17 protein-coding genes are annotated in these 15,827 nt (G+C 51.7%); 16 read left to right on the plus strand and 1 reads right to left on the minus strand.

Annotated features, from left to right (window positions below):
- Positions 1-14 precede the first annotated feature (14 nt).
- From rluD to rimO, 6 genes are all read left to right on the plus strand, one after another.
- Positions 15-1,124, plus strand: a complete 1,110-nt coding sequence (rluD, locus tag INP79_RS06910) for a 23S rRNA pseudouridine(1911/1915/1917) synthase RluD (RefSeq protein WP_194753469.1) — start codon at positions 15-17, stop codon at positions 1,122-1,124.
- Complete coding sequence (gene pgeF, locus INP79_RS06915; protein WP_194753470.1) at positions 1,124-1,852, plus strand: peptidoglycan editing factor PgeF; 729 nt, start codon at positions 1,124-1,126, stop codon at positions 1,850-1,852. Before rluD ends, pgeF begins: the two co-directional genes overlap by 1 nt.
- A gap of 52 nt (positions 1,853-1,904) precedes the next feature.
- Positions 1,905-2,552: an HAD family hydrolase gene (locus INP79_RS06920; protein ID WP_194753471.1), complete on the plus strand. Its 648-nt coding sequence runs from the start codon at positions 1,905-1,907 to the stop codon at positions 2,550-2,552.
- Between the two features lie 11 nt (positions 2,553-2,563).
- Complete coding sequence (locus tag INP79_RS06925; RefSeq protein ID WP_194753472.1) at positions 2,564-2,989, plus strand: hypothetical protein; 426 nt, start codon at positions 2,564-2,566, stop codon at positions 2,987-2,989.
- A gap of 110 nt (positions 2,990-3,099) precedes the next feature.
- Positions 3,100-4,017, plus strand: coding sequence for a ZIP family metal transporter (locus tag INP79_RS06930; protein WP_194753473.1), 918 nt, complete (start codon positions 3,100-3,102; stop codon positions 4,015-4,017).
- Positions 4,018-4,029: 12 nt separating this feature from the next.
- On the plus strand, positions 4,030-5,364 hold the full coding sequence (gene rimO, locus INP79_RS06935; protein ID WP_194753474.1) for a 30S ribosomal protein S12 methylthiotransferase RimO: 1,335 nt from the start codon (positions 4,030-4,032) through the stop codon (positions 5,362-5,364).
- Between the two features lie 77 nt (positions 5,365-5,441).
- Here rimO and INP79_RS06940 read toward each other — a convergent pair whose 3' ends face one another.
- Positions 5,442-5,777: a hypothetical protein gene (locus INP79_RS06940; RefSeq protein ID WP_194753475.1), complete on the minus strand. Its 336-nt coding sequence runs from the start codon at positions 5,775-5,777 to the stop codon at positions 5,442-5,444.
- Between the two features lie 127 nt (positions 5,778-5,904).
- Between INP79_RS06940 and gltX the strand changes: the two genes are divergently transcribed.
- From gltX to INP79_RS06990, 10 genes are all read left to right on the plus strand, one after another.
- Positions 5,905-7,311, plus strand: coding sequence for a glutamate--tRNA ligase (gene gltX, locus INP79_RS06945; RefSeq protein ID WP_194753476.1), 1,407 nt, complete (start codon positions 5,905-5,907; stop codon positions 7,309-7,311).
- A 111-nt stretch (positions 7,312-7,422) separates the two neighbouring features.
- The gene (gene hfq, locus INP79_RS06950; RefSeq protein ID WP_019882148.1) at positions 7,423-7,665 is read left to right on the plus strand and encodes an RNA chaperone Hfq; all 243 of its coding nucleotides are present in this window, start codon (positions 7,423-7,425) and stop codon (positions 7,663-7,665) included.
- A 3-nt stretch (positions 7,666-7,668) separates the two neighbouring features.
- Positions 7,669-8,796: a GTPase HflX gene (gene hflX / locus INP79_RS06955; RefSeq protein WP_194753477.1), complete on the plus strand. Its 1,128-nt coding sequence runs from the start codon at positions 7,669-7,671 to the stop codon at positions 8,794-8,796.
- A 26-nt stretch (positions 8,797-8,822) separates the two neighbouring features.
- Positions 8,823-10,013, plus strand: a complete 1,191-nt coding sequence (gene hflK / locus INP79_RS06960) for an FtsH protease activity modulator HflK (RefSeq protein WP_194753478.1) — start codon at positions 8,823-8,825, stop codon at positions 10,011-10,013.
- A 23-nt stretch (positions 10,014-10,036) separates the two neighbouring features.
- Entirely contained in the window at positions 10,037-10,906 is an 870-nt protein-coding gene (hflC, locus tag INP79_RS06965; protein WP_194741846.1) for a protease modulator HflC, read from the plus strand.
- Positions 10,907-10,922: 16 nt separating this feature from the next.
- Positions 10,923-11,102 (plus strand): DUF2065 domain-containing protein, encoded by a 180-nt coding sequence (locus INP79_RS06970; RefSeq protein WP_194753479.1) that lies wholly within the window; start codon positions 10,923-10,925, stop codon positions 11,100-11,102.
- Between the two features lie 123 nt (positions 11,103-11,225).
- A complete protein-coding gene (locus INP79_RS06975; protein WP_194753480.1) occupies positions 11,226-12,380 on the plus strand; it encodes an ATP phosphoribosyltransferase regulatory subunit in 1,155 nt (384 codons plus the stop codon).
- Between the two features lie 41 nt (positions 12,381-12,421).
- Positions 12,422-13,756, plus strand: a complete 1,335-nt coding sequence (locus tag INP79_RS06980) for an adenylosuccinate synthase (protein WP_194741849.1) — start codon at positions 12,422-12,424, stop codon at positions 13,754-13,756.
- Positions 13,757-13,774: 18 nt separating this feature from the next.
- Complete coding sequence (locus INP79_RS06985) at positions 13,775-14,362, plus strand: flavoprotein (RefSeq protein ID WP_194753481.1); 588 nt, start codon at positions 13,775-13,777, stop codon at positions 14,360-14,362.
- A 4-nt stretch (positions 14,363-14,366) separates the two neighbouring features.
- On the plus strand, positions 14,367-15,824 hold the full coding sequence (locus tag INP79_RS06990) for a DUF6513 domain-containing protein (RefSeq protein ID WP_194753482.1): 1,458 nt from the start codon (positions 14,367-14,369) through the stop codon (positions 15,822-15,824).
- Positions 15,825-15,827: the final 3 nt, after the last annotated feature.

A 15,827-nucleotide genomic window follows, 5' to 3' on the forward strand; every position in this document is an offset into this window, starting at 1 on the left:
GGGCATTATAACTGATGCCGTTTGAAAATATGAAAGAAAGCGCCTCCTTACATCTGGTCGTTCCTGGCAATCTCGGCGGGCAGCGTCTCGATCTGGCTTTGCAGCAAATGTTGCCGGATCATTCCCGTAGCCGATTACAGGCTTGGATCAAAGAAGGGCTGGTCTTGCTGGATGGCAAGGCGCCAACGGCTAAAACCAAAGTCTGGGGCGGTGAGCAATTGCTCGTCACGCCGCCTAAAAACGCACAGGAAAACGCATTTGAGCCTGAAGACATTGACTTGGATGTTGTCTATGAAGACGATGCCTTGATCATTATTAACAAGCCTGCCGGGTTGGTGGTGCATCCGGCCGCCGGTAACTGGAGTGGTACTTTGCTCAACGCTTTGCTGTTCCACTGGCCTGCTTTAAAAGAGGTGCCACGTGCAGGTATCGTACATCGGCTGGATAAAGATACTAGCGGCTTGCTGGTGGTGGCCAAAACGCTGGAGGCTCAAACCAGTCTGGTGCGCCAGTTGCAGGCGCGTACGGTTAAACGTGAGTACCGTGCAATTGTCTGGGGCCAGTTGTGGCGTAACGGCAAGGTCGATCAACCGGTTGGTCGCCATCCGCACCACCGCACCAAAATGGCGGTGATCCGTCGCGGCCGCCCGGCCATCACGCATTACGAAATTCTCGAGCGCTTTGGCACCAATACTTATCTGCGCTGTAACCTCGAAACTGGCCGTACACACCAAATCCGCGTGCATTTGCAGCATTTAAAAGCACCTATGGTGGGTGACCCAATGTATGGCATCGGCAATATTATCCCGCACAAAATGATGACGCCGGAACTGCGCGAGGTGATCGGCAACTTTAAACGCCAGGCGTTACACGCTATTAAATTGGGCTTGATCCACCCGGTGACCAATGAGCCGATGGAATGGCAGATTGAATTGGCCGACGATATGCGTGAGCTGCTGGAAGCCATGCGCGTAGTTAAACCGGTAGAGGAGTTGCCACCGCCTGATTTTAATGTCGATGAAAATGGCCTGTTTATCGGCGACGATGACGAAGATTGGGGCGACGACGACTTTGATGAGTCCGAGGACGATCTGGATGAAGACTGGGGCGATGAGGACGAGTGATGGCCGGCCTGACATTCATTACGCCTGACTGGCCTGCACCAGCCAATGTGAAAGCCCTACAAACCACGCGTGATGGTGGCGTGAGTACAGGCGTATATGCCAGCTTGAATTTAGGTGATCATGTCAAAGACCATCCACAGCACGTCGCTGCTAATCGGCAATTGCTGAGTACTTATCTACCCAGTGAGCCGGTATGGTTGAACCAGGTGCATGGTGTGCGTGTGATTGATGCCGCTTTGTCCTCTTGTCTGGAAAGTGCGGATGCTAGTTTTACTGCACGCAAGCAGGTTGTTTGCGTGACTATGACCGCAGACTGTTTGCCTGTGTTGTTATGTGACCAGAACGGTACGGTCGTGGCGGCCATACACGCTGGCTGGCGTAGCTTGTGCGATGGCGTGATTGAAGCGACCATCGCTGCCATGCCGGTGCCAGCTAATCAACTGATGGCTTGGCTGGGGCCTGCTATTGGCCCGGAGGCATTTGAAGTGGGCAGTGAGGTGAGGGCGCAATTTATGGCGCAGGATGCCCAGGCCGAGTCTGCGTTTGCAGCAAAAGGCGATAAGTGGCTGGGCGATTTATACACCATTGCCAGGCAGCGTTTGCAAACATTAGGCGTCACGCAGATATATGGCGGCGGGCGTTGCACATTCAGTGAGCCTGAGAACTTTTTCAGCTTCAGGCGCGATGGCGATACCGGCCGTATGGGGTGTTTTATCTGGCTGGCATAAATAAGGCGCGGCTGAGTTGAGCTCACAACAATATTAATAAAAACGATTGTTTATGAAACAGCATTTAATTTTTGATTTAGACGGCACATTGATTGATTCTGCGCCAAGTATCCTACATTGTTTTGGTCTGGCGTTCAGTACCACGAATACGCCTTTGGCAGCACCGTTGACGCATGATGTGATCGGACCGCCGCTGATGGAAACGCTGAAGCGGCTTTCAGGTAGCGAGGATACTACCTTATTAAACACACTGGCAGCGGCTTTCAAGCAGCATTACGACAGCTCGGGCTGTTTGCAGTCAGTGGTGTTTGACGGCGTGCCAGCCATGTTGCAGCAACTGCAAGCACAGGGCTACCAGTTATATATTGCGACCAATAAGCGCTTTTACCCGACTGAAAGAATCATGGCGCATTTGGGCTGGCAGAGATTTTTCACGGGCGTGTATGCGTTGGATTATTTTAATCCACCACTTAAATCCAAAGCCGAGATGATAGGGCGGGTGGTGGCTGAGAACGGCCTGGCGCTAGCAGAGTGTTTGTATATTGGTGATCGCCTGGAGGATGGGATGTCGGCCGATGCCAACCAGATGGATTTTACATTGGTGAGCTGGGGTTATGCGGGAGATGTCGCCATGCGCAAACCACATTGGCATAGCTGTGCCAAGGTGCAGGACCTTGCTGGTTTAATCTCAACTTTATAGACGCTTCTACTATGCTCAAACGATTACGTGTTCGACGCCATCCGGCAAGCTTTAGTACGGGTGTCGACCCTTTGTTGAGCGGTCAGCGCGTCTGGCCGAATATCTTGCTGGTAGTAGGCTTGACGGCATTAATCGCTGGCGGCATGTATCTGGATTGGGATGCCCGCGTATTAGCGGGTGTGGCCGTGCTGGTTGGTTTGGTGACAGGGCTATTTGTCTGGCTGGTAGGCATTATTGGCCTGGTGCCACTCATTGGCCCCATTATCGTTAAAGTGCTCAGTTTCGGTTTTATCTGGTTGCTTAATGCCATGGGCTACCTGGTGTCCTATATCGCCATTCGCCGCGGTTATTCCCGTGACGTGCTGACGTATCGTGGGCTGACCATGGCTTTGTTGATCGGCATTGTCATTGGCTATATTGTGGCGCAGTTTATTTAAGGCTTAATAGCCTGATAGTCCCTGGCGACTGATAAAGCATAACTGTTTGTTTATGCTTTGTTTTTTTGATAACTCACGTATAATGCGCGGCTTCCCGCAATAAACACGGCATGGCTCATTTGTCTTCATTATTTTCAACGATTTCACCGCTCACCGGCATGGTGCTGGCTTGCTTGCTGGGCGGAGTCTTAAGCGTCTGTGTCGCAGCTATATTTGCGCTCAATGCCAAGAAGCATTGGGTGCCTTTGTTGGTAAGTTATGCCATTGGTGCCTTGCTGGCTGCGGTGTTTCTCGAAATCTTGCCGCATGCGATTGAAACTAGCCCTAATATAGAAGCGATGACCGCCACCATGCTGTTCGGCGTGTTGTTGTTCTTTACCCTGGAAAAACTGGTGCTATGGCGCCATTGTCACGGTGAGCACTGTGAAATGCATGCCATGCATGATGAAGCACATTGCCCGGAGTTACATCCAGAGCAGCAGGCCAGCAAAAAGCCGCAAGGCGCAATCAAGTTTAAATTGCCGCAGGCTGTGCCAGCGCAGGTGGTTGGGCATCATCATGGTCATGTGCACGATGGTGGCCGTAGTGGCTTGATGATTATGGTTGGCGATACTTTCCATAATTTTGTCGACGGTATCCTGATTTGTGCAGCCTTTATGGTGGATATGCAAGTCGGGTTGGTGACGGCATTGGCGATTATTGCGCATGAGATTCCACAAGAGGTAGGCGACTTCCTGATTTTGCTGCACTCTGGCTACAGCAAGAAAAAAGCATTCCTGTTTAATATCGCTTCCAGCCTGGCCACGCTGGCAGGCGGGCTGATTGCCTATCTGGCACTGAATTTGGTTGAGCAGTGGGTACCGTATATTTTAAGCCTGGCAGCGGCGAGCATGCTTTACGTGGCTGTGGCTGATTTGATTCCGGGTTTGCATAAACGCACCGCGTTGCGCGACACCCTGAGTCAGTTATTGTTAATTGTGTTGGGTGTGGCGTCGGTCGCTGTCACCAAATGGTTGGTAGAAGGTTAAGAGAGAATCATTATGCAAAGTTCGCCTAAAGTCGGGTTTGTTTCCTTGGGTTGCCCAAAAGCCGGGTCTGATTCCGAGCGCATTTTGACCCAGCTGCGTGCTGAGGGCTATGAAATCAGTAATAGCTATGAGCAGTCTGACCTGGTCGTGGTCAACACTTGTGGCTTTATTGATTCTGCTGTGCAGGAATCACTGGATGCGATTGGTGAAGCGCTCAACAAGAACGGTAAAGTGATTGTGACTGGCTGTCTTGGGGCTAAAAAAGACGTGGTCACCGGTGCACACCCGAGTGTGTTGGCGGTGACTGGCCCGCATGCGCTGGAAGAAGTCATGGGTCACGTGCATACGCATTTACCGAAACCTCATGATCCTTATACAGACCTGGTGCCGCCGCAAGGTATCCGCCTGACGCCCAAGCATTATGCTTACCTCAAAATTTCAGAGGGCTGTAACCACCGTTGCAGCTTCTGTATTATCCCTAGCATGCGTGGTGACCTGGTCAGCCGCCCGATTGGCGATGTGCTCAATGAAGCTGAAAGCCTAGTGAATGCTGGTGTGTCCGAAATCTTGGTGATTTCACAAGATACGTCAGCGTATGGCGTGGATATGAAGTTCCGTAAAGGCTTCTGGAACGGCCGCCCGGTCAGAACCCATATGACTGAGCTCAGTAAGTCACTGGGTGAGTTGGGGGTGTGGGTGCGCCTGCATTACGTGTATCCATACCCGCATGTGGATGATGTGATTCCGCTGATGGCCGAAGGTGCCATTTTGCCTTATCTAGATGTGCCTTTGCAGCATGCCAGCCCACGTATCCTCAAGTCCATGAAACGCCCGGCCAGCAGCGAAAACAACCTGGCGCGTATCAAGGCATGGCGCGATATCTGTCCTGACATTGCGATCCGCAGTACCTTTATTGTCGGCTTCCCAGGGGAAACTGAAGATGACTTTAAAATGCTGCTCGACTTTATGGAAGAAGCACAACTCGACCGCGTAGGTTGTTTTGCCTACTCTGCCGTCGATGGTGCTGTCGCCAATGCTTTGCCAGACCAAGTCGCTGAAGAAATCAAGCAGGAGCGTTTAAGCCGCTTTATGGAAGTGCAGGAGCGTATCAGTGCAGCCAAGGTGGCCGCCAAGATTGGTAGCCTGCAAACCGTGCTGGTGGATGAGCTGACTGAAGACGACGAAGGCAATGTCATTGCTATCGCGCGCACGAAAAGCGATGCGCCAGAAATTGATGGTATTGTTTACTTGCAGGATGCCGATGGATTGAATCCGGGCGACTTTGTGGATGTGCAGATTGTGGACTCGCAAGGTCACGACTTGATTGGTGCGCCGCCAGAGGCTTAGCCAAGTCAGGATGTTGTCCGCTGGACTCAGTCGTAAAAAATGCCGCTATTGCGGCATTTTTTTATTGTTGATGTCGCTCAGGCAACCACTGCTGGTCGTTCGCAATCGGCGCGCTCGGCAAATACATCTAGCGTAAATGGGCAGCGCTTGAGCTTTTGTTGTGCGGATTTGCGTTTGCCAGCCTGTTGCAGGTTGACATAAGGGGTTTGGCTTAAGCGAACATAACCAGATTGCAGCAACTTGCTGGCGGTGGTCTCAAACTGGCTCAGCGGGTTATCCATATTTTGCAAGGTGATCCCTAGCTTGTGCACGGCAACCACGTGGTAAATCGCAGTGGTTTGGCCAGGTGCGGCAGGTTTGCCATAAAGCTCGCCGACATGAATATCGCTGCTGGAAGAGAGGAGTTGCGTCATGGCTGCATCATATCGCGTTTGCGCGTGGGCTTCAATCTGGCTGCCGCCATTTTGCAGCAAAGTCGCAGTCAGGCAGGAGAGCGGCTGCCATGTTAAAATGGCAAGCTTGAGCGTTTAGAGATTCATTATGTCACAAGCTGTTAAAACCCGTTTTGCACCCAGTCCTACCGGATACCTTCATATTGGCGGCGCACGTACTGCCTTGTTTTCATGGGCGTATGCCAAGCGCCATGGCGGACAGTTTATCCTGCGGATTGAAGATACCGATGTCGCGCGTTCAACGCCAGAAGCGGTGCAGGCGATTCTGGATGGCATGGCCTGGTTGCAACTGGACCATGACGAAGGCCCGTTTTACCAGATGCAGCGCATGGATACTTACAAAAAAATCATCCAGAAAATGCTGGATGACGGTCATGCCTACTATTGCTATTGCAGCAAAGAAGAACTGGATGCCTTGCGTGAAACGCAAATGCAGCAGGGCGTAAAGCCGCGCTATGATGGCCGCTGGCGCCCGGAAGCAGGCAAGACTTTGCCTGAAGCACCCAAAGATATACCACCAGTCGTGCGTTTTAAAAACCCGACCACCGGCGTGGTGGCCTGGGATGATATGGTGAAAGGCCACATTGAAATTGCCAATGCCGAGCTGGATGACCTGATTATTGCACGTGCTGACGGTACGCCCACTTATAACTTCTGTGTGGTCGTCGATGACTGGGAAATGGGCGTGACGCAGGTGATCCGCGGGGATGACCATGTTAATAACACGCCGCGTCAGATCAATATGTTGCAGGCTTTGGGCGCGCAAGTGCCTCAATATGCGCATTTGTCCATGATCCTCGGTGATGATGGCCAGAAATTATCTAAGCGCCATGGCGCCGTCAGTGTGATCCAGTATCACGAGGACGGTTACTTGCGTGAAGCGGTGCTCAATTATCTGGCGCGTCTGGGCTGGTCACATGGCGATGATGAAGTATTCAGCATGGAGCAGTTCTGTGCCTGGTTTGACCTCGACCATATCACGCCATCGGCTGCGCAGTTTAATACCGAAAAACTTAACTGGCTCAATGCGCACTACATTAAAAGCTTGCCACTAGAGCAAATTGCGGATGAGGTGAAGCCGCGCCTGGCTGCGCTGGGTATCACGGAAACGCAATCGCCAGACTTGCTGGCGGTGCTGAATTTATACCGTGAGCGCGCCAATAACCTGAATCAACTGGCGAAAGAAATTGCGTTCTTCTACCAGGTACCTGCCATCAATGAAGCAGATGCCGCCAAGCATATCCAGGAAGAAACGGCTGCGACTATCGAAAGTTTCTTGGAGAAGACTCAAGATTCCGACTGGACTGCCGATAACTTACACGATGCGCTAAATCAGGTCGTGGCTGAGCAGCAGATCAAGTTCCCCAAGCTGGCCATGCCATTGCGGGTCGCTTTAATCGGTATCGCACAATCACCCAGTATTGATCAGGTGATGTCTATTCTGGGTAAAGAGGCCTGTTTGCAGCGTATTCGCGCATTATTTCCAAAAAAATAAGGTGCGGGGATTGAAATTGGAACAAATTAGTACAATCATAGTCATTATGATGGATTGGTGTTCAAGATAATAAAAACTCCAATACGATTAAAACAAACAAGGAGCAATTCTATGAATAATAAAGGCCAAATGTTACAAGACCCTTTTCTGAACGCCTTAAGAAAAGAACACGTGCAAGTGTCTATTTATCTGGTTAATGGTATCAAGCTGCAAGGTCAAGTCGACTCTTTCGACCAGTATGTGATTTTGTTAAAAAATACAGTGACCCAGATGGTATACAAACACGCGATTTCAACCATTGTTCCAGCGCGTCCAGTGAGTTTGGCGCCACACGAAACAGCACAAGAATCTTAATGCATGTTTGATAGACCAAGCGGCGGAGATGCCGTCGTTCTGGTCAGCGTCAACTTTGGTGATGCTGACTACGAAGAAAGTTTGCAAGAACTCCGCCACCTCGCCGGCACTGCCGGATTGAATATCTCAGCGACGCTGGAAGGCAAGCGTCAGGCTCCCGATCCTAAATACTTCATCGGCTCTGGTAAAGCTGATGAGCTCAAGACCTTATTAGCAGCACATGATAGCAAGGTGGCTGCCTTTAATCATGACTTGAGCCCCTCACAGCAACGCAACCTGGAAAAACTGCTCGAAGCACGCGTGGTCGACCGCACCGGCCTGATTCTGGATATTTTTGCCCAGCGCGCGCAGTCGCACGAGGGTAAGTTACAGGTCGAACTGGCACAACTGGAGCACTTGTCGACACGGCTGGTGCGCGGCTGGACGCACCTTGAACGTCAAAAAGGCGGTATCGGTGTGCGTGGTGGTCCAGGTGAAACGCAGTTGGAGCTGGACAGGCGTATGCTGCGTGTACGCGTCAAGCAGTTGCGTGAAAAACTGGATAAGCTTAAACAGCAGCGAGGTATGCAGCGGCGTGCGCGCAAGCGTTCTAACCTGATGACAGTGTCGCTGGTTGGCTACACCAACGCCGGTAAATCCACCTTGTTTAACCGTTTGACGCATTCTGGTGTCTATGCGGCGGACCAACTCTTTGCCACATTGGATACTACCTCGCGCAAAATGCACCTGCCTGATGGCTATCCTGTGGTGTTGTCTGACACAGTTGGATTTATCAAGCATTTGCCTACCACCTTGATTGAAGCCTTTGGTGCTACGCTGGAAGAAGCGGCGCAGGCGGATTTGTTGCTGCATATTGTCGATGTGGCCAGCCCGAATCGCGACAATCAGATTGAGCAGGTTAATATTGTGCTGAACGAGATTGGCGCGGCTAATGTCCCACAGATTCTGGTATTGAACCAGATTGACCGCATGGGCATGGCGCCCGGAGTCGATCTGGACGAATATGGTAACATCCGTACGGTGCGTGTCTCGGCACGAGAGGGTACTGGTATTGAGGATTTGCGCCAGGCGCTGTTACAACATCAGCAATATTTGAAAAAACTGAGCACGGAAGAAAGTGCTTATGTTTAAAAAATCAAAAAACACGGAGTACTAGCATGAGAAAATTCCCCGGCTTTTGGAATAAGAATAACGAAGGCCCGCCTGACCTGGATGAGGTATTCAAGGATTTGAATCAAAAGCTGAATCGTTTGTTTGGCAATAAGGGCGGTCAAGGTGGCCCGCGCGGTACGGCGCCTGCACCACAACCATTGCCAGTGGCCCCAATTCTTGGTTTAGTCGCCTTGATCTGGCTAGGTTCAGGTTTCTATATTGTCGACCAGGGTTCACGTGGCGTGGTATTGCGCTTTGGCCAGCATGTGGAAACCACCATGCCTGGTCCGCGCTGGCATTTGCCGTTCCCGATTGAAACCATAGAAAACGTCAACCTGGAGCAGGTGCGTACCATAGAAATGGGCTATCGCTCATTTGATAGCGAATCTGGCCGCAGCAAAGAGCTACGGGAGTCACTGATGCTGACAGATGATGAAAACATCATCGACTTGCAGGTAGCGGTGCAATATAACCTGAAGTCGGTGGAGGATTACCAGTTTAGCAACCGTTCTACTGAAGAGAGTGTGCGTGGCGTGGCAGAAACCGCGATTCGTGAAATCGTTGGTAAGAGCAAAATGGACTTTGTGCTGTATGAAGGCCGTGATGACGTGGCTGCCAAAGCGAAAAAACTCATGCAGGAAATGCTGGACAGGTATAAATCCGGTATCAATATTGTCAACGTGACCATGCAGAATGCGCAGCCGCCAGAACAGGTACAAGCGGCGTTTGACGATGCGGTCAAAGCCAAACAGGATCTGGAACGCCAGAAAAATGAAGGCCAGGCTTACGCGAATGACGTGATTCCTAAGGCGCGCGGTACCGCCGCCCGCTTGTCTGAAGAGGCTGCAGGTTACAAGTTGCGTGTAGAAAATGAAGCCAAGGGTAACGCTGACCGTTTCGAGCAGATTCTGGCGCAATATAACAAGGCGCCAGAAGTAACCCGTCAACGCCTGTATCTGGATGCGCAAGAGCATGTGCTGGCCAATACCAGCAAAGTGCTGGTGGACCAAAAAGGCGGTAACAGCCTGCTCTATTTACCACTGGATAAACTCATGAGCATGAGCGGTGCAGGCGGTAATGCGGCATCTGCCCCTGTGGCAGCGGCTGACAAGCCTGTACAGGAGACGCAAGCCGATTCAAGCACCTCGGATCGCTCGCGTGATGCGATGCGTAACCGTGATCGCGAATACCGCTAGATTGCCCTGAAGGAAAATACATTATGAGAAATATTGGAAGTCTGCTAATCGGGGTGTTTGTTCTATTAGTGATCATTACCTCTTCGGCCTATACCGTAGACCAGCGTGAATACGCACTGGTGTTCCGTCTGGGTGAAATCGTGTCGGTTAAGAGCGAGCCTGGGCTCTATTTTAAGATGCCTATGGTGGAAAATATCCGCTATTACGACAAGCGTATCCTGACCCTGAACTGGGAAGAGCCAGACCGTTTTATTACCAGTGAAAAGAAAAACGTGCTGGTGGATTCATTTGTGAAATGGCGTATTGTTGACCCGTCCAAGTACTATGTGTCAGTCCGTGGCGACGAGGTGCAGGCTGAGCGTCGTTTGTCGCAAATGGTGAATGATGGTTTGCGTGCCGAGTTTGGTAAACGCACGATTCATGATGTGGTGTCAGGCGAGCGTTCCGAGATCATGGAAATCCTGCGTCAGCGTGCTGATAAGGAAAGTCGTCAGATGGGTATCCAGATTCTGGATGTGCGTCTGCGCCGTGTCGACTTGCCAAAAGAAGTGAGTGAGTCTGTTTATCAGCGTATGGAAGCCGAGCGTAAGTCTGTGGCGAACGAGCTGCGCTCACAAGGTGCGGCGGCGGCGGAAAAAATCCGCGCCGATGCGGATAAGCAACGCGAAGTGATTATTGCTGAAGCTTACCGTGATGCGCAAAAGGTAAAAGGTGAGGGCGATGCCAAAGCGGCCGAGGTTTCTGCACAGGCATTTGGTAAAAACCCGGAATTTTATGCGTTTTATCGTAGCCAGGAAGCTTATAAAAACAGCTTCAAAAGTAAATCTGACGTGATGGTGCTTGACCAAAGCTCGGAGTTCTTCAAATACATGCGTAGCAGTGGCAAGAAGTAATTTTGCCTGATGCCGTATGAACTGGTGGTGGCTAATCGGCGGTGTAATGTTGGTTGAAGGCTTGATGCCACTGCTGTTTACCCGGGCATGGCGTCAGACCTTTGAAAAACTGCTGCAATTGCGCGATGGGCAGATCCGTTTTGTGGGATTTGCTTCAGTGGTCGCCGGATTGCTGGTGTTGTGGCTGAACCGTTGAGCCACTTGTTGGAATTGAAAAAGCACGCAACCCTGCGTGCTTTTTTATTGTCTATCACCATGCCGTGCCATCACGACTGCTAAAGCCGTGCCTTAGGTAGGGGTTTGCGGGTATAATGGCGGGATGCATAATTGGTTACTTCCTGAATATATTGAAGATGTATTGCCCGCAGATGCGGCGCGTCTTGAATCTTACCGCCGACAACTGCTGGACTTGTTCCGCGTGCATGGCTATCAATATGTGATGCCACCCATGATGGAGTATGTGGAGTCATTGTTGACCGGCACCGGGCATGACTTGGATATTGCGACGTTTAAAGTAGTAGACCAGTTGACCGGGCGCCTGATGGGCTTGCGCGCAGATACGACGCCACAAGCAGCACGCATTGATGCACACATGTTGAACCACCAGGGTGTTTCACGCTTGTGTTATGCAGGCACGGTGTTGCGCACCAAGCCGGATGGATTAGCGCGTACGCGCGAGCCTTTGCAACTGGGCGCTGAATTGTATGGCCACGCGGGCATTGAGAGTGATATCGAAGTGCAGCGCCTGATGGTCAAAGCCTTGCAGTTGTTAGGTATGCGCACATTGTTCGTCGACCTGAGCCACGCCACTATTTTTGCCAGCTTGTCACATATGGCGCAGTTGGGCGTACAGCAGGAGCAGGCACTGCAAGCCGCCTTGCAGGCAAAAGACATTACGCTGGTAGAGCAGCTGGTGGCGAATCTGCCGGAAAAATCCCGCCAGGCCTTTGTCGCACTCACTCAGCTGAATGGCGGCGCAGAAGTGTTGGACCAAGCGCGTGATATTTTGCCGGAATCCGAAGAGATAGAACAGGCGTTACGAGAACTGGAAACCGTGGCAAATACACTGACTACGGATGATGTCACCGTGACTATTGATTTGAGCGAGCTGCGCGGTTATCACTATCACAGTGGCATGGTGTTTGCCGCTTATGCTAAAGGCTACGCAGGCCCGATTGCATTGGGCGGGCGTTACGATGAAGTCGGCGCAGCGTTTGGCCGTGCACGCCCGGCAACCGGCTTTAGCCTGGATTTGCGTGGCGCGTTGCAGGCATTGGGTCCGGCAACACTGAATAAAGGGATTCTGGCGCCGGTGGCGGCAGAACCCGAATTACTGTCTTTAATCGACACCTTGCGTTCACAAGGGCAGATTGTGGTGGAAGCATTGCCCGATATGCCTGTGAACTATTCTGAATTGGCTTGTGACCGCACTCTGCAAAAGATCGATGGTCGCTGGCAAGTGGTGGCTGTATAAGTCAGCCCGCTATTTTCGTTTTTACAAGATATTAATTGAACATGACACAATCTAAGCAAGCAAAAAACGTCGTTGTGATTGGCACCCAATGGGGCGACGAAGGTAAAGGTAAAATTGTAGACTGGCTGACAGATCACGCCCAGGGCGTGGTGCGCTTTCAGGGCGGTCATAACGCTGGTCATACCTTGGTGGTTGGTCAGGGCGCGGCACAAAAAGTGTACAAATTGAACCTGGTGCCTTCCGGCATCGTGCGTGATGGCGTTAACTGTTACATCGGTAACGGCGTTGTGCTGGATACCACGCATTTGCTGCATGAGATTTCTACCTTGGAACAAGGTGGCCTGGATGTTAAAAACCGCCTGAAAGTCAGCCCTGGCTGTCCATTGATTCTGTCCCATCACGTGGCTGTGGACTTGGCGCGAGAAGCCAAGCGTAGCGCCGAGAAAAAAATTGGCACCACCGGCAAGGGTATTGGCCCTGCTTATGAAGATAAAGTGGCCAGACGTGCTTTGCGTGTCTATGACTTGTTCCACCCTGAGCGCTTTGCTGAAAAACTGCGCGAAGTCATGGACTATCATAACTTTGTGCTGACCAACTACTTGGGCGCGGCTGCGGTGGATTTCCAGCAGCAATACGATGCCAGCATGCAGCACGCAGTGGCCTTGAAGCCTATGGTGGCCGATATTTCTGCTGCCCTCTATGAAGCGAATGCGCGTGGCGAACACCTGTTGTTTGAAGGTGCACAAGGCACTTTGCTGGATGTCGATCACGGTACTTATCCTTATGTAACCTCCAGCAACTGTATCGCAGGCCAGGCCTCCGCGGGCACCGGTGTCGGTGCCAATATGCTGCACTATGTATTGGGTATCACCAAGGCTTACACTACACGTGTGGGTGGTGGTCCGTTCCCGAGCGAACTGGATATCGACACCGAAGGCGCACCTGGTCACCAGATGTCTAACAAAGGCCAGGAAATCGGTACCGTAACACGCCGCAAGCGTCGTTGTGGCTGGTTTGATGCCGCTGCGTTGCGTCGCTCAGCCCGTATCAACGGTTTGACCGGCTTGTGCATCACCAAACTGGATGTGCTGGACGGCATTGAGTCTTTGGATATTTGTACCGGTTACAAACTGGATGGAAAAATTGTAGACATGCTGCCAGTCGGTGCGGATGATGTGGCGCGTTGCGAGCCTATTTACGAAACCGTGCCAGGCTGGACTGAAACAACTTTTGGTGTCAAAACCTGGGATGCGCTGCCTAAAAATGCACAGCACTATCTCAAGCGCCTGGAAGCAGTGTGCGGTGTGCCAATTGCGATTGTGTCTACCGGTCCTGAGCGTGACGAAACCATCGTCTTGCAACATCCTTTTGCTTAAGCACAAGGCTAGTTTGACATGCGTGCACAACGGCTAGCCTGGGCAATTACTGGTTCCGGGCATTATCTGCGTGAGTCTTTGGCTATCCTGCAAACCTTGCAGGATGTCGATATCTACCTGAGCCGCGCAGCGGCCGAAATTATCCAGCAATATGGTTTTCAGGCGGCCCTCGAAGCCACAGGTCACAAGGTGTATCAGGATAAGACCGCCAGTAGTGTGCCAGTTGAGCGTTTTTATGAAGGTGTTTACCATACGCTGGTCATTTCGCCTGCCACGTCTAATACGATTGCCAAAATGGCTTATGGTTTTTCTGATAGCCTGGTGACTAACCTGTTTGCACAAGCCGGTAAAACGCGCGTGCACAGCATTTTATTCGCTTGTGATACTGCACCAGAGTTAGAGTCGGAAGCGCCACGGGATAATGTTGTTAAAGTATTCCCGCGCCAGATTGACCTTGAAAACGTGGCTAGGCTGAAGCAGTTTACCGACACTAGCGTCGTAGAAGACATGGCTGCCTTGCAAGATGCCATCATGCAGCGTCTGGCTGCATTGCATGACCTGCATTTGCACGATGGCGTACAGGTGTTAGATCAAATCACCGACTAACGCGATGACTCGGCTGCTGTTTCTCACCGGAAAACTGGCAGAACACAGTCTGCGTCAGATATTGCAGTCTATCCAGGCTGACAGTAAACAGTCTCCGTTTGAATATGAGGTCAAGCAAATCGGCGTATCCGTGGCTGCCTTGATGACGCCGCCCCTGATTGCAAGACGTTTGCCCAGTGTTGACAATATAGATAAGGTCATTCTGCCTGGATTGTGCCAGGGTGACCTGGCGCCGCTTGAGGCGCAGTGGGGAGTGCCCGTGGAGCGTGGACCAAAGGACTTGAAAGACTTGCCGCAATATTTTGGCCAGCAGGGTAAAGCCCCTGACCTGACGCAGCATAGCGTCACTATTTTTGCCGAAATTGTTGATGCGCCTGATCTGACCATCCCACAAATTGTTGCCAGGGCTGAGCATTTCCGGCAGCAGGGCGCAGATGTGATCGACCTCGGCTGCCTGCCAGGCAAGGCCTTTGCGCATATGACAGACGCGGTGCAGGCGCTTAAAGCCGAAGGTTTCCAGGTCAGCGTAGACTCCATGCGCGAAGAGGATTTGCTGGCTGCGGGTAAGGCGGGGGCAGATTATTTGCTGAGCCTGCATGAAAAAAGCCTGTGGATTGCTGATGAGGTGGCGGCTACGCCAATCTTGATTCCTGCCGTGCCTGGCAGCTTTGCCAGTTTGCAACGCGCCATTGAGCATTGTTTAAAGCGGGGGCGTCGTTTTATCGCCGACCCGATTCTGGATCCTATCCATTTTGGCCTGACCGACTCCATTGTGCGCTATCACAAGTTGCGCAAAAAATATCCTGACATTGCCATCATGATGGGGGTAGGCAACCTGACCGAGTTGACCGATGCAGACACCACTGGTGTCAATGCCATGCTGTTTGGCATGATCAGTGAATTGAATATCAATGCGGTATTGGCAACCTCTGTCAGTCCGCACGCCAGTGAGGCAGTGGCCGAGGCCGATGTTGCACGACGTGTGATGTATCGCGCCAGCCAGGATAAACGCTTGCCACGCGGGTATTCCAATGGGTTGCTAGGCTTGCATGATCGTAAGCCTTTCCCTTATAGCGCCGAAGAAATCATGACCATGGCCAGTCAGATTAAAGACCCGAGTTTTAGGATCATGGTCAGCGAGCAAGGCGTGCATGTTTATAATCGGGATGGTATTCAGCATGACACTGACCCTTACCGGTTTTATCCAACGCTTAACGTGCAAGATGACGCATCGCATGCGTTTTATCTGGGCGTGGAGCTGGCACGTGCGCAAATTGCCTGGCAGCTTAAAAAACGTTATGTGCAGGATGAGTTACTGGACTGGGGCGTGGCCTCGGTACAGCAAAACAAGCAGGCTAAAGTCGCTCATCGCGAGGCTTCCATTCAGGAACGTTTGGAAAACGCACGCACCAAATCTAATGACAACACAACACCTGGTAACTCCTCACCAGGCACGGAATAATTT

Source organism: Methylophilus sp. QUAN, assembly GCF_015354445.1.
Classification (GTDB): Bacteria; Pseudomonadota; Gammaproteobacteria; order Burkholderiales; family Methylophilaceae; genus Methylophilus.

Bases quoted from the DNA above. Each gene is read 5' to 3' on its own strand.
- rluD (WP_194753469.1), top strand. From the start codon at position 15: ATGCCGTTTGAAAATATGAAAGAAAGCGCCTCCTTACATCTGGTCGTT.
- pgeF (WP_194753470.1), top strand. From the start codon at position 1,124: ATGGCCGGCCTGACATTCATTACGCCTGACTGGCCTGCACCAGCCAAT.
- INP79_RS06920 (WP_194753471.1), top strand. From the start codon at position 1,905: ATGAAACAGCATTTAATTTTTGATTTAGACGGCACATTGATTGATTCT.
- INP79_RS06925 (WP_194753472.1), top strand. From the start codon at position 2,564: ATGCTCAAACGATTACGTGTTCGACGCCATCCGGCAAGCTTTAGTACG.
- INP79_RS06930 (WP_194753473.1), top strand. From the start codon at position 3,100: ATGGCTCATTTGTCTTCATTATTTTCAACGATTTCACCGCTCACCGGC.
- rimO (WP_194753474.1), top strand. From the start codon at position 4,030: ATGCAAAGTTCGCCTAAAGTCGGGTTTGTTTCCTTGGGTTGCCCAAAA.
- INP79_RS06940 (WP_194753475.1), bottom strand. From the start codon at position 5,777: ATGACGCAACTCCTCTCTTCCAGCAGCGATATTCATGTCGGCGAGCTT.
- gltX (WP_194753476.1), top strand. From the start codon at position 5,905: ATGTCACAAGCTGTTAAAACCCGTTTTGCACCCAGTCCTACCGGATAC.
- hfq (WP_019882148.1), top strand. From the start codon at position 7,423: ATGAATAATAAAGGCCAAATGTTACAAGACCCTTTTCTGAACGCCTTA.
- hflX (WP_194753477.1), top strand. From the start codon at position 7,669: ATGTTTGATAGACCAAGCGGCGGAGATGCCGTCGTTCTGGTCAGCGTC.
- hflK (WP_194753478.1), top strand. From the start codon at position 8,823: ATGAGAAAATTCCCCGGCTTTTGGAATAAGAATAACGAAGGCCCGCCT.
- hflC (WP_194741846.1), top strand. From the start codon at position 10,037: ATGAGAAATATTGGAAGTCTGCTAATCGGGGTGTTTGTTCTATTAGTG.
- INP79_RS06970 (WP_194753479.1), top strand. From the start codon at position 10,923: ATGAACTGGTGGTGGCTAATCGGCGGTGTAATGTTGGTTGAAGGCTTG.
- INP79_RS06975 (WP_194753480.1), top strand. From the start codon at position 11,226: ATGCATAATTGGTTACTTCCTGAATATATTGAAGATGTATTGCCCGCA.
- INP79_RS06980 (WP_194741849.1), top strand. From the start codon at position 12,422: ATGACACAATCTAAGCAAGCAAAAAACGTCGTTGTGATTGGCACCCAA.
- INP79_RS06985 (WP_194753481.1), top strand. From the start codon at position 13,775: ATGCGTGCACAACGGCTAGCCTGGGCAATTACTGGTTCCGGGCATTAT.
- INP79_RS06990 (WP_194753482.1), top strand. From the start codon at position 14,367: ATGACTCGGCTGCTGTTTCTCACCGGAAAACTGGCAGAACACAGTCTG.